7 protein-coding genes and 1 pseudogene are annotated in these 13,680 nt (G+C 44.7%); 3 read left to right on the top strand and 5 right to left on the bottom strand.

Features of this window, described 5'->3' with window-relative positions; all coding sequences use genetic code 11:
- Positions 1-27: 27 nt before the first annotated feature.
- A pseudogene (locus tag KL866_RS11600) lies at positions 28-3,146 on the bottom strand (7TM diverse intracellular signaling domain-containing protein).
- A 358-nt stretch (positions 3,147-3,504) separates the two neighbouring features.
- Between KL866_RS11600 and parC the strand changes: the two are divergent.
- The 3 genes from parC to KL866_RS11585 all read left to right on the top strand — a co-directional run bounded on the left by parC (position 3,505) and on the right by KL866_RS11585 (position 8,570).
- Positions 3,505-5,790, top strand: coding sequence for a DNA topoisomerase IV subunit A (parC, locus tag KL866_RS11595; RefSeq protein WP_025256817.1), 2,286 nt, complete (start codon positions 3,505-3,507; stop codon positions 5,788-5,790).
- 63 nt (positions 5,791-5,853) lie between these two features.
- Positions 5,854-6,390, top strand: coding sequence for a heme NO-binding domain-containing protein (locus tag KL866_RS11590; protein WP_025256816.1), 537 nt, complete (start codon positions 5,854-5,856; stop codon positions 6,388-6,390).
- 11 nt (positions 6,391-6,401) lie between these two features.
- The gene (locus KL866_RS11585; RefSeq protein WP_214995147.1) at positions 6,402-8,570 is read left to right on the top strand and encodes a bifunctional diguanylate cyclase/phosphodiesterase; all 2,169 of its coding nucleotides are present in this window, start codon (positions 6,402-6,404) and stop codon (positions 8,568-8,570) included.
- Positions 8,571-8,622: 52 nt separating this feature from the next.
- Here the strand turns inward: KL866_RS11585 and KL866_RS11580 are convergent, their stop codons facing one another.
- From KL866_RS11580 to KL866_RS11565, 4 genes are all read right to left on the bottom strand, one after another.
- The gene (locus KL866_RS11580; RefSeq protein WP_214995145.1) at positions 8,623-9,429 is read right to left on the bottom strand and encodes a DUF1338 domain-containing protein; all 807 of its coding nucleotides are present in this window, start codon (positions 9,427-9,429) and stop codon (positions 8,623-8,625) included.
- Between the two features lie 117 nt (positions 9,430-9,546).
- Entirely contained in the window at positions 9,547-11,016 is a 1,470-nt protein-coding gene (astD, locus tag KL866_RS11575) for a succinylglutamate-semialdehyde dehydrogenase (RefSeq protein ID WP_214995143.1), read from the bottom strand.
- Between the two features lie 13 nt (positions 11,017-11,029).
- Positions 11,030-12,067 carry an arginine N-succinyltransferase gene (astA, locus tag KL866_RS11570; protein WP_025256812.1) on the bottom strand — a complete coding sequence of 346 codons (1,038 nt, stop codon included), beginning with the start codon at positions 12,065-12,067 and terminating at the stop codon, positions 11,030-11,032.
- A 20-nt stretch (positions 12,068-12,087) separates the two neighbouring features.
- Positions 12,088-13,296 carry an aspartate aminotransferase family protein gene (locus KL866_RS11565; RefSeq protein WP_025256811.1) on the bottom strand — a complete coding sequence of 403 codons (1,209 nt, stop codon included), beginning with the start codon at positions 13,294-13,296 and terminating at the stop codon, positions 12,088-12,090.
- Positions 13,297-13,680 lie beyond the last annotated feature (384 nt).

The following is a 13,680-nucleotide window of genomic DNA, read 5'->3' as shown; positions in this document are numbered from 1 at the left end:
AGTGCTACATGCGCGGCCAATAATTCGTTATACGCTGGGTTTACTCTCCCGTAACACTTTCTCGGCTTCCGCAATAAGTGCAGGTAAGTGCTCATTCACAAGTTTGTGTTGGCCGAGTTTGAGAGCGCTTTCAGTTTCATGCGCCAGATGCTGCATGCGTGGTAGGCCTGTATAACAACACGCGCCATGTAACTTATGTACCTCGTTTTTTAGCTCGTTGTAATTTTGTTTTTCCAAAAGCGTTGATAGTGTATGAATGGTTTCTGGCAGCAGCTCTATAAAGCCTTCTAACATTTCTTTAGCTGTATCTTGATTTTGATTAGCTCGTTTTAGAGCGAGCTGCCAATCAACCGAGGGGATTTCAATTTCTCCTGGCTCAATACTATGGCACCACAACTTAATCAGGTTAATTAATAGCTCTACCTCAATGGGTTTTGGAAGGTAGTCGTCCATGCCTGAAGCGAGTAATCGCTCTTGCTCTTCTTTGAAAGCGTGAGCGGTGACAGCGATGATAGGCGTTCCCATGTTTATGGGAGACTTACGAATCTCTCTGGTGGCTTGAATTCCATCCATCCCCGGCATCTGAACGTCCATTAAAATTAGATCGAATTCTTGTGTCTGACACTGGTTTACCGCATCTTGCCCGCTGATAGTGGTGATGAGCTCTACAGGTGATTGGTCGAGCCAAGTATGCAGAAGCTTAAGGTTCATTTCCATATCATCAACAGCTAATATTTTCACATTAGGCAGGTTGCTAATCTTTTCATGCATAGCTTTTTCGCAGGCGTTGCATGTTGATTTACCAAGCTGTCTAACTTGGTCAACGTAATCGGCATACGTATCTGTGAATGGAAATGTTGCGATAAACTAGGATACTGAGCAAACGGCTCGGGGCCGGAATACCAAAGAATACGCTTTTGGGCAGGGAATTGTACAAACTGGCTCAGGTAAGTATCACGCAATCCCATTTTACTTACCGGTACCGTTGCCATAAAGAAGTCATACTGACCACTTAGCGTAGCCAAATAATCTAAGGACTCCACTGAGGTAATATTCGCGCCTAAAATAGACAACATATTAGCGCTTGAGCGACGTGTTGCTGGAATGGGATCGAAAATAACAACGCTTTTTCCGTTCCAATCATTACTGCTTGCTAGAGAATACTTCTGACTTAGCTGATTCATACGAAGGGAAACGTTAAATGTAGACCCCTGACCGAGCACACTCTTAAGCGTAAGATCCCCGTTCATGAGGCGAACTAACTCTCTGCTAATAACAAGTCCCAACCCTGTACCTTGATAGTTGCGATTAAGTGCATCATCTACCTGTGAAAAAGCATTGAAAAGCTTTTTTCTGTCTTGCCTACTAATTCCAATTCCTGTGTCCTCAACGGTAATATTTAACTCGTGAATACCGTGAGGAAGCGAGCGCCCCCTTACTGAGAATGTAATGGTTCCACTTGAGGTGAACTTAAGCGCGTTACTGAGTAAGTTATTTAGCACTTGCTTAATGCGGAATACATCGCCGATAAGTTTTTCAGGTAAGGGATTTAAGTCAAAAACAAACTCGAGCCGTTTGCTGTGAGAAGATTTAGCCATGATAGTGACCATCTCTTCGAGCAATTTATTCGGTGAAAACGGTTGGTTGTTTATCTGAAGTTTGCCTGCTTCAATCTTTGAAAAGTCTAGTACGTCGTTCACTATAGTGAGCAGGTTCTCAGCTGCAGTATTGACTATTCGTACCTGTTCCTGTTGGTCTGTAGGCAACGGCGCGTTGTTGAGTTCTTTGCTGAAGCCCAATATTGCATTAAGCGGCGTTCGAATCTCATGGCTCATATTCGCAAGGAACTGAGACTTCACGTTACTGGCTTTAATAGCATCTTTACGTGCTATATCTAAGCGTGCATTTTGCTCTTCAATAAGCTCAACATTGTTGCGTAAGTCGTTAGTGGCCTGTTCCACATCACTTTCAAGCTGACTTCTGCTCTTTTCCATAAGCGCAAAAGAGAAGAAACCAGCCTCAAGGAATACGCCAACTTGAAAACAGTAGGTAGTAAAATCGTTTGAGGGCAGCACACCAATAAGGCTTAACATCCCTACAATAGCGCCGGTGGCAAGCATGCTCCAAGCAAAGATAAAATAGCGCGCAGGTTTGAATCTATTGAGAAAGGCCTCAAACCCTGCGTAGATATAGCTTAATATCGCTACCAGTCCAACGCCATATACAAGGTTATTCTTCCATATGGACGGTAAAAGATCGACAAAGCACATCAGCCCAGTTAATGCTTGGCACACCAATAGTAAGTTGATAATAGGGTGGGCTGTGGGCGAGTGCTCTTCGGTTTCTAAAAACGTCATGGTAAACAAGCCAGAACTAATGCCAATAATGACGAATATTAATTCCGAATGACCAACCAGCCACGAGGGGATGCCCTGAGAGAATAAAAGATGTGTATGACCGCCCCATACAAACTGCCACAAAATTACCGCTAATATATATCCTACATAAGCAATCAGGCTCTTTTCTCTAACACCAAAAAACAGTGCCAAATTGTAAATAGCAAGTATGAGTAAGCCGCCGTAAAAAAAGCCCCACAGTAAACTATCCATTTGGAAATAAGTACTATGTAGAGGTTCTGCCTGTACTCGAAGGGGAGCAATTAGACTGGAAGAGTGACTTTCAATACGGATGAAAAGATCAACGGGGTCGCTGTTAGGGAGTTCAACGCGAAAGGAAGGTACACGAAAACGTTGTTCTTTCTGCGCCTTGCCTTGATGGCTTTGACTAATAACCTTGCCATTTTGTACCAAGTAGAAGTCAACGCTATCTAGCTGGCTAAAATTTATTGAAAACACCCAGTTTTTATTGTTTGAAACATTGGTTACTGACGTTAACAACCACATCCCATTATTGCGAAACCCAAAGTTCGGGTTACTATGAGGGTGCATAAGAAAATCATTACGCCGTCTTGATACATCACCAATGGTAAGTTGGTAATCGGTTTCTAATAAAAAGTACAAAGAGTCTGATAAATCTAGCGTTTTTTGTTCTTCGAAAAGCTGCTCAATATGTTGCGCATGGGCATGGGTGGGCAAGAAGCTACCGAACAGAACAAACAGGAAAGAGAATACGCGAAAGATTGCCATATTAATCTGTACTTTAATTACCGTTTAAATAAGGGTTTTATTATATTGAGGGTGAACATAAAAAGGTAAAATTCGCCCTACTCTATTTAAACACTCTATTTACAGAATGACAAAAGAAACGCTTCACACCTTATAAGGCTATAGCAGGGTCGCTCTTTGATGGACAGCCAAGGTCATCTGGGCCTTAATATAATCAAAAGTGCTGACAATTGTTTTCAAGGATTGCACACAAATGCGGTTTACCCCACAATAGTCTTATCGCTCGCGTGCATTCAACAAGTAGTGCGCGTCAATATAACTAACTGCGGCCTTGCTATCACGAGCGCATTGGTATTAATAACAAAACGAAAAAACTATCATGAGTGACGAGATCATCATTAATCGCGATGGGGTAGAGCAACTTCCTCTTCGACGTTTCACCGAAGACGCTTATCTAAACTATTCCATGTACGTCATCATGGACCGTGCCCTGCCACATATTTCCGATGGTTTAAAGCCGGTACAGCGACGCATTATTTATGCAATGTCAGATTTAGGCTTGAGCGCAAACGCAAAGTATAAAAAATCCGCAAGAACTGTAGGTGATGTATTAGGTAAGTTTCACCCTCATGGTGACTCCGCCTGTTATGAAGCTATGGTGCTTATGGCGCAGCCTTTTTCTTACCGTTACCCTTTGGTTGACGGGCAGGGAAACTGGGGAGCGCCGGATGATCCCAAATCGTTTGCCGCCATGCGGTATACCGAGGCTAAGCTCTCGCGCTTTTCAGAGGTGCTGCTGAATGAACTTGGTCAAGGCACTGTAGATTGGGTCCCCAATTTTGACGGTACGTTAGAAGAGCCTAGTAATCTACCTGCGCGCTTACCTCACATTTTACTTAATGGGGTGACTGGTATCGCAGTAGGTATGGCCACCGACATCCCACCTCACAATGTTCGTGAATTAGCCAACGCATGTGCCATGTTGCTCGACAACAGCAAAGCTGAGCTTAGTGACGTTCTAGAGCATGTAAACGGACCAGACTATCCAACTGAAGCTGAAATTATTACGCCAAAGGTCGATATTCAAAAGCTCTATGAGACCGGGCGTGGCTCAATAAAAATGCGTGCAGTGTATGGTGAGGAAAACGGTGATGTTGTCATTACTGCATTACCTCATCAAGCGTCTGGTGCAAAGATTTTAGAGCAAATTGCCGCGCAAATGCAGGCGAAGAAGCTACCAATGGTAAGCGATCTTCGTGATGAATCGGATCATGAAAATCCAACTCGTTTGGTTATCACTCCGCGTTCAAATCGCATTGATGTTACCCAATTAATGCAGCATTTGTTTGCAACGACTGATCTTGAGAAAAATTATCGGGTCAACCTGAACATGATAGGCCTAGACGGTCGTCCACAGGTTAAAGACTTGCGCACCATATTGTCTGAATGGTTACAGTATCGAAAAGACACAGTAACGCGTCGGTTACAGTATCGTTTAGATAAAGTACTAGCACGCCTGCATATTTTAGAAGGCTTGTTAATTGCGTTTTTGAACATCGATGAAGTTATCGAGATCATTCGTACCTATGACAAACCTAAGCCAGAGCTTATGGCGCGTTTTGGGTTAAGTGATAAGCAAGCCGAAGCCATTCTTGAACTGAAGCTTCGTCACTTAGCTAAATTAGAAGAAATGAAAATTAAAGGTGAGCAGGATGAGCTTGCCGCAGAACGCGACAAGCTACAGCAACTATTAGGTTCAGACCGCCGCCTTAAAACCCTAATCAAAAAAGAAATTCTTGCTGATGCTGAAAAATATGGCGACGACAGACGCTCGCCTATCGTAGAGCGTGGTGAAGCCAAAGCTCTGTCTGAAAAAGAACTAGTACCTGCTGAATCTGTGACAGTAGTTCTGTCAGAAAAAGGCTGGGCACGCTGTGCAAAAGGTCACGATATTGATGCTGAGGGCTTAAGCTATAAAGCAGGAGATGCTTACTTGTCTAGCGCCGAAGGCAAAAGTAATCAACCAGCCGTATTTATGGATAGTTCAGGGCGGACCTTCTCTTGCGACGCTCACGGGCTTCCTTCTGCACGAAGTCAGGGCGAACCCCTGACCGGGCGTTTTAGTATTGTTGGTGGAGAATCATTCCAGCACGTCATTATGGCGCAAGATGAAAGTAAGTTCTTGGTAGGCTCTGATGCGGGCTATGGCTTTGTAGGCACGTTTAAAGACATGGTAAGCAAAAATAAGGCGGGCAAAGCATATTTATCATTACCTACTGCGGCAAAGGTAATGAAGCCCACGCCTGTTACAAGCCCAGATTCTGACTGGTGCTTAAGCATTTCAAACGAAGGGCGCATGCTCATGTTTCCGCTTCGCGACTTGCCAAGTTTAGGCAAAGGGAAGGGAAACAAGCTCATCAATATTCCTTCAGCGAAATCACAGTCCCGTGAAGAGTTTGTGAAAGTACTTGCGGTTGTGCCAGATGGCGCCGCCATCAAGGTTGGCGCGGGGAAACGTAATATGACACTGACTGCTGAAGATCTAACGCATTATCAGGGCGAAAGGGGACGAAGAGGGAATAAATTGCCGCGCGGGCTCCAACGAGTTGATACCGTTGAAGTTGTGCAGTCAAGCAAGGATGAAACACCAGAAGATTTGTCATAAAGTTTAAGTTGTTCTTATGCTTAGGTGAACTACACTCAATTAGGGAATATAAGAGGAATTTACATGTTAGGCATAGTTTTTACATCATTTATCGATATGCTCGAGGAGAAAGTTTCCCCTGAGTTCGCTGATGATGTCATCATAGAAGCTGGGTTAGAAAACGACGGTGCTTATACTGCTGTGGGCTATTACCCGTTTGAACAAATGCAACGCCTAGTAGGTGTGCTGGTGGAGAGAACGGGTAAATCTGCTAATGAACTCTTGTATGATTTTGGTTTTTATTTGTTTGGTAAGTTAGGTGCAGTGCACGGAGATGTACTGGCCAACACCGACGGTATGCTAAACATGCTTGAACACCTGGACGGCGACATACATGTCCAAGTAAAAAAGCTCTATCCCGACGCAGACCTTCCTCGTTTTAAAGTGCTATCTCGCACAGACAACACTATGCGTTTACAGTATTACTCTGAAAGAGAACTATACCCTTTAGCTGAGGGCTTAATGGATGCCGCTGCAGCCCACTATAATTGCAAACTTGAAAGGGAAACTCATCAACTAGAAACGCCTTATACGTACGAATTTAGTATCTCTCTGGTTTAACGGGGGGCGCAATGGTTGATGACTCCTCAATTGCTGAGTCCAGTGATAGCAATCGCATACAACTGCTTGAGCGGCGTTTAAAGCGGGAACGCGTAGCCAGAGAACAAGCAGAGGTCTTATTAAGAGAGAAGACGCAAAACTTGTATGTAACGCTTCAAAAAAGCCAAAGTGCCCAAAAGGACTTGGAATTGGCACTTTGGGCGTCGCAAGAGTCGTTTTGGAATTGGGAGGCGCAAAGCGATATAATGGAGATCCGCTCTTTTTCTCTTCACTCTGAAAGCGTATCTACGTGGTCGGGCACCTTAATTCAGCTTCTTGAGCGGGTTCATGAGGACGATTTGGAAGGGCTTCAGTTTCACTGGGCCATGGCGCTTCACGGCAATCGCGACAGGGTTGAGTTTTCTTTTCGCTTAATGTTAGAGAAAAACTACCAATGGATAAGATTGCGTGGGCGCGTGTTAAAACGAGGCAGTGCTGGCGAAGCGCTACAAATAGTAGGAACTACTAAAGACATTACGCAACAGCGCAAAGCTGAACAATCTTTTCATTTGATGGCTTCCGCATTTGCCAGTTCACGAGAGCCAATGTTAGTGCTTTCTCCCGATCTTATTATCACAGAATGTAATGATGCTTTTATTCAGTTAATTGGAGTGTCAGTAAAAGAACAGTGTGTTGGTTTGAATTTTAATCAAATTTTCATTGCGGAGAAAGTAGATAAAGCGCAGTTGGTGCTTGATAAGCAAGTTCGATTTGAGTCAAAGATAAAAAACCAAAGCGGCGAAATAAAAGTAGTAGATATTTCTGTGGCTTTGTTCGAAACCTATCAACAAACCTCGTCTTATTTGATTGCAACTATGCGTGACATCAGCGATAGAAAGCGCAACGAGGACAAGTTGCGGCAACTTGCACTACACGACGAATTGACGGGACTTTCAAATCGTAACTCGTTGCGTGAATCTATCTCGGAATTAGCGGGGAGTAAGCAGCCGTTTTGTCTCGTATTTATCGATCTAGATGGGTTTAAAGCCATAAATGATAACGCGGGGCACGAAAGAGGGGATGTAGAATTGCAGCGTATTGGTGCGCTGCTTACTGCTATGTTCGGTGCTACTGGTAAAGTTGGCAGGTGGGGTGGTGATGAGTTTATTGCCGTAGCGCCTAACCAAAATATTGAAGAGGTTACAGAACGCTCGCAGGAACTCATTAGCCATATCGAAGAAGACGCCATCGTAGTAAAAGGGACGGAGCTTAGACTGTCTGCCAGTATTGGTATAGCGGAGTTTCCAGAGCACAGCGACAATATCGAGAGCTTAGTGCAGTGCGCCGATGCCGCTATGTATCGGGCAAAAGAACTTGGGAAAGGGCAAACTTTTGTTTACCAGCCAGGGCTTTACGAAAGCATGACGCAGCAGGTCAGTATGTTGAACGACTTGCGCAAGGCCGTAGAGAATCATCTTCTTGATTTTTATATTCAGGGTAAATATGACTTAAATGGCGAGTTAAAAGGCGGTGAGGTACTTTGTCGGTGGATTTCTGGCTTGCACGGTGTGGTATCGCCCGCTGTATTTATCCCCATAGCAGAAGAGCAAAACCTAGATAGCGCCATTGGTTTACAAGCGTTAGAAGCGGCATGTGACTATATTTCGATAATGGAGTCGCAACAAGGCGATGCTATACCTTTATCAGTAAATATTAGTGCTAATCAAATGCTTGACCCACAGTTTCCAGATCAAGCGGTGTCCGTTTGTATGGATAATAATGTATCCCCCGAGTTTATTGAATTAGAGCTGACTGAATCAGTATTTATTCGAGATGAAAAGTCAGCACTAAGAGCATTAAACACGTTGAGAGAGCTTGGGTTTAAGTTGTCTTTAGATGACTTTGGCAGTGGCTTTTCGTCGCTTAGCTACCTCAGAAGTTTTCAGTTTGAGGTGGTTAAGGTAGATAAAAGCCTTATTCAAGGTATTCACCAAGATAGTAAAGCCAATGCCTTATTTAATGGCCTAATAACTATGTTGAAGAGTCTGCAAATAGATGTCGTGGCTGAAGGGGTAGAATTAGAGTCTTATTTACCTTTTATGGAGCAAGCAGATATTAAGTTAATGCAAGGGTTTTACTTTGATAAACCTATGCCTTACGACCAGTTTTTAGCAAGGCACACCACTGAATCTAAATGGTAATTTTATGCGCCTTACAAAAAAAGCCCTAACGGGCTTTTTTTAAATGACGAAGTTATTTAGCGTTAGTACTTTCAAAGATTTTATCTGCTGATGCAGCAACAAAGCCTTTATAAAGTTTTCCGTCAGGCATTTCATAGCGTTGCGCAAATTCATAGAAGCAACTTGGGATTGCCACAGTCTGGTCGCTAAAAGCAACGTTAGCACGGTCGGCCATGGTTGATGATTGCGCCAAGAATACGTCTGAACCACCTTTAATCTCGCCGCCCGAAGTGTTCAGCACAAAGCCTGCCTCTTTAAGCAGCGTATTCACGTCAGTCAGCTCATCAGTGCGGGTTAAGTGGTTAACACTTACCGTAAAGTGGTTAGCACGGAAGCCCCATGCAGCCATCCACGCCGCATATTCTGATTCGTTAAGTAGCGTGTCGTATTCTGCTTTAGTTACGTCCCAATGCTTGCCCGAGTATAAGAAGTTATCCGCATCCACGACAGATTCAGGCATTTGCTCTACAAGCTTTTTAATAATGGTTTGCGCTGTCTTAGAAAGCTCGTTCACCCGAAGTTCGCTAATAAACACCTTAGGTTTAGTATCGTCAGGGTGCTCAAAGTGCTTTGCAGTGAGCTTTTTAGCTTCAAAGTCGTAGTCACCTTTCGCTTCATAACCCAATGCTAAGAAGTGTGCAGCAAGCTTGTCTAAGCGAGTTTTATCTAAAGCAAAAGTTCTAAAAGCCACATGGTCGTTAACGATATCATTAGTGTTTTCTTCACCCGCCAAAAGTGCATGAATTTTATGCGCTGAGGGAGTGATGGTAACGTAATCGTCCCACATGTTGCTAAACAACGTATCGATGTTGCTATGCATGGTAGTAGGGTCCTTTCTGTCGTTGACTATTTGCAAACGAATAGTTCGTATAGGGTTGGTACTAAACTGGCCGACACAAATCTTGCGTCGGCCTTTTTGTAACGTGAAAAGCTTGGGTTACATCGACAAGCCTGGGCTTAATTTGCCTGGCATAGTAACTTTATCAAGCTCAACTGACGCAACTGGATAAGCGCAGTAGTCAGCCGCATAAAACGCGCTAGCTCTGTGGTTACCACTATCGCCCACACCGCCAAATGGCGCAGCGCTGCTTGCACCGGTAATAGGTCTATTCCAGTTCACTATGCCCGCGCGAATGCGCGCGAAGAAATAACGATAATCTTCTTCATTGTCACCAAGAAGACCTGCTGACAAGCCAAAGCTGGTGTTATTCGCTTCTGTGATAGCTGCATCGAAGTCGCTGTAACGAATTACTTTAAGTAGTGGACCAAAGTGTTCTTCATCTGGCAGTGAAGCAAGCATATCGGTAACATCAATAATACCTGGGGTAACAAAACCTCTGCTTTCGTCTTTTTGTTCAAGGCGAACCAGTACATTACCACCAAGGTCTTCAAGTTCTTGCTGCGCTTTCACCATAAGAGCGGCGGCGTTGCTTGAGATCATGGCACCCATAAACGGCTGGTCTTCAGCATCGTAATCGCCAACTTTAATGTTTTTGGTTACTTCGATAAGGCGAGCAAGGATCTCGTCGCCTTTGGCATCGGCTGGCAAGAACAAGCGGCGTGCACACGTGCAGCGCTGACCTGAAGTAATGAAAGCAGACTGTACGATATCGTGTACAGCTGCATCAACATCCGCCACGTCTTTCACGATAAGAGGGTTGTTGCCGCCCATTTCAAGGGCCAAGATTTTACCTGGGTGACCTGCAAACTGCTCGTGAAGGATTTTTCCTGTACGTGAACTACCCGTAAAGAACAGACCATCGATATCATTATGCGACGCTAATGCTTTACCCGTTTCAACCTCGCCTTGTACAAGGTTAAGCACGCCTGCCGGCAGACCAGCGGCATCCCATAACTTCATCATTTCCTGAGCAACCATAGGCGTTAAATCGCTTGGCTTAAATACAATGGTGTTGCCAGCAATAAGGGCCGGAACAATGTGACCGTTTGGAAGGTGCCCAGGGAAATTGTAGGGGCCGAATACCGCAACAACGCCGTGAGGTTTATGGCGAATGAATGCTTTACCTACTGGCATTGGGTTTTCTACGTTACCCGTGCGCTCAAAATAAGCTTTTTCAGAAATGCCGATTTTGCCCATCATGGCGCCCACTTCAGTAGCGGTTTCCCATTCTGGTTTGCCCGTTTCTTTTGCCATAACTTTGGCAAGATGCACTTTGGCTTCTTCTAGCTTAGTGCCGTAAACCTTGATGATTTCAAGACGCTCTTCAACGGTTTTCATGCTCCAGGCTACAAGTGCAGCACGAGCGGCGTTAATTGCGTCATCAATTTGAGCGGCAGTCGCAGACTTACCTTCCCAAATCACTTCGTTTTTTGCAGGGTCTACTGACGTTAAGTTGTGACCTTGTCCGGCAACCCATTCACCGTTGATAAAATGTGTATGTAGCATAGTGGGTGTCCTTTTAATCTCTGAATGTAACGGGGGCAAAACGTACGTGCTCACCCTCTTTGACATTCAATGCAGCAGCGGCTTGGCGAGATAGCACGGCAACTTGCTTTTCTTCGCTGACCGTCATCTCGGTGGCTACTGCACGAAAATCAGATACTGATGTGTTAATGATGTAATGCGTTTGCCCTTGGGCAGCAGCGCTATCATCAATGACGACAGGCAGTTTCAAGCTTAATTGAGCCGTGCGAATGTGGCTCAAATTTGCCTCAACCGTTGGGCCTGCGTCGAAAATGTCTACGTAACCGCGACACGAAAAGCCTTCTTCTTCTAAAAGCTGAAGTGCAGGGCGAGTTTTGTCGTGTACTTCGCCAATGACGTCTTGCGCTTCTTTGCTTAGCAGGTTCACGTATATCGGGTACTTTGGCATAAGTTCAGCAATAAACACTTTATTACCGATACCCGTTAGATAGTCGGCAGTAGGGAAATCCATCGAGAAGAAGTGGGTTTCTAACCACTCCCAAAACGGTGAACGTCCTTCCTCGTCACTCACACCACGCATTTCAGCAATCACAGTTTCTGAAAAGCGTTCGCGATGCTCCATCATGAACAAAAATCGAACCTTCGAAAGAAAGCGGCCGTTAATGCCTCCGCGGGCTTGTTCACGAAGAAACAGGGTACATATCTCAGTAACGCCTGTGTAGTCATTACAAAACGTTAGAATGTCTACCGTGTTGTGAATGTTCAGTTCGCGTGAGGCATGCACAACCTTGCTTAGGTGATAATGATAAAACGCATCATCTATGCCTACTGCGGCTTCAATACCTGTCGTGCCCACTACCTGTCCGGTAGTGGTATCTTCCATTACAAACAAGTATGACTCATCGCCAGGTTCTGTTACGTTTGGCTTGTTAAACGCGGTTTCTGCACGGTCAATTTTACGCTGCAGCAACGCGTCGTTGACAGGTAAAGACGTAAAGCCAATACCCGATTCGACGGCGATTTCTTTAAGCGCGTTATAGTCGGCCTTCGTGATAGGGCGAATGATATTCATGTTCGCTACTCGTGTTGTAATTATTCGGCGTTTACAACGGCGGCAACGGCGCGCTCAAAACGTGCAAGACCTTCTTTAATATCTTCGTCAGGAATAACCAGTGAAGGTGCGAAACGAATAACGTTCATGCCAGCAACAAGGCACATAAGGTTCTCTTTGGTCGCTGCCATCATGAAGTCGCGTGCGCGGCCCTGATATTTTTCATTTAACGCACAACCTAACAGCATGCCTTGACCACGTACCTCTTCAAATACGTTGTACTTGTCATTGATAGCGCCAAGTAACTCGCGGAAAAGCGCTTCTTTCTTAAGTACGCCTTCAAGCACTTCTGGTTGATTTACGATATCTAATGCTTTTTCCGCAACAGCACATGCCAGTGGGTTACCGCCGTAAGTGCTACCGTGGGTACCAGGCTTAAGGTGTGCAGCAATTTCATTCGTTGTTAGCATAGCGCCAATTGGGAAGCCACCACCAAGGGATTTAGCTGTAGTTAGGATATCGGGTGTTACGCCAAGGCCCATGTAAGCATAAAGATGACCGGTACGACCAACGCCTGACTGAACTTCATCAAAAATCAGTAGTGCATTGTGTTTGTCACAAAGCTCACGTACACCTTTAACAAAGTCAGCATCTGGTGGAATAATGCCGCCTTCACCTTGAAGCGGTTCCATCATTACAGCACAAGTTTTATCTGAAATTAGGGCTTCAAAGGCAGCTAGGTCATTGTAGTCACAGTGATCAACAGCGCCTGGCTTAGGACCAAAACCATCAGAGTAAGCAGCTTGACCACCTACCGTAACGGTAAAGAAGGTACGACCGTGGAAGCCTTTATTAAAAGCAATGATTTGGTTTTTATCTTCGCCGTGCTTATCAATAGCCCAGCGACGAGCAAGCTTAAGTGCTGCTTCGTTAGCTTCCGCACCAGAGTTGGCAAAGTAAACTTTGTCAGAAAATGTCGCGTCGTTAAGCTTTTTAGCAAGGCGAAGCGCTGGTTCGTTGGTAAATACGTTACTTAGATGCCAAAGCTTGCTACCTTGCTCATTAAGTGCTTTAACTAGCTCAGGGTGGCAGTGACCTAAAACGTTTACTGCAATACCGCCTGCAAAGTCGATGTACTCAGCTCCATCTTGATCCCATACGCGTGAACCTTCACCTCGAACAGGTACCATACCTGCTGGGTTGTAGTTAGGAACCATTACATCATCAAATGTAGCGCGAGTTACGTTCATCTTTGTTACCTCTGCGTTGGGCGCCAATCTCACTGTGTGAGCCTGCTTGTCTAATCGAAGCGCACTTCTTATTCGTGCTGCGTGAGTCGATAAGCGTTAATAGGGCGCATAAAAACTAATCGGATTTGTTTTACAGTATGCCATTTTTTTTAACATTTGTCTTCTATGTAAAGGGCTGCAGCCCTTTATTTATAAGGACTGTGGCTTAATTTGCAGGAAAAGTGAATAACTATTAACTACTGGGCTATATCAATTAGTAATAATCAATTTTTACGTTATGAAAAGCGCTGCGTGGTGGTTTCGTTGTGCTTTAACGGAATAAAAAGGGCCAATGGGCCGTGACGAACTTGCCTGTTTACTTGAGCTAGAATCAGGCGGAGCACT

It is taken from the genome of Alteromonas sp. ALT199 (assembly GCF_018619335.1).
GTDB lineage: Bacteria > Pseudomonadota > Gammaproteobacteria > Enterobacterales > Alteromonadaceae > Alteromonas.
This window is presented reverse-complemented; position numbering and strand designations above follow the sequence as displayed.

Bases quoted from the DNA above. Each gene is read 5' to 3' on its own strand.
- parC (WP_025256817.1), top strand. From the start codon at position 3,505: ATGAGTGACGAGATCATCATTAATCGCGATGGGGTAGAGCAACTTCCT.
- KL866_RS11590 (WP_025256816.1), top strand. From the start codon at position 5,854: ATGTTAGGCATAGTTTTTACATCATTTATCGATATGCTCGAGGAGAAA.
- KL866_RS11585 (WP_214995147.1), top strand. From the start codon at position 6,402: ATGGTTGATGACTCCTCAATTGCTGAGTCCAGTGATAGCAATCGCATA.
- KL866_RS11580 (WP_214995145.1), bottom strand. From the start codon at position 9,429: ATGCATAGCAACATCGATACGTTGTTTAGCAACATGTGGGACGATTAC.
- astD (WP_214995143.1), bottom strand. From the start codon at position 11,016: ATGCTACATACACATTTTATCAACGGTGAATGGGTTGCCGGACAAGGT.
- astA (WP_025256812.1), bottom strand. From the start codon at position 12,067: ATGAATATCATTCGCCCTATCACGAAGGCCGACTATAACGCGCTTAAA.
- KL866_RS11565 (WP_025256811.1), bottom strand. From the start codon at position 13,296: ATGAACGTAACTCGCGCTACATTTGATGATGTAATGGTTCCTAACTAC.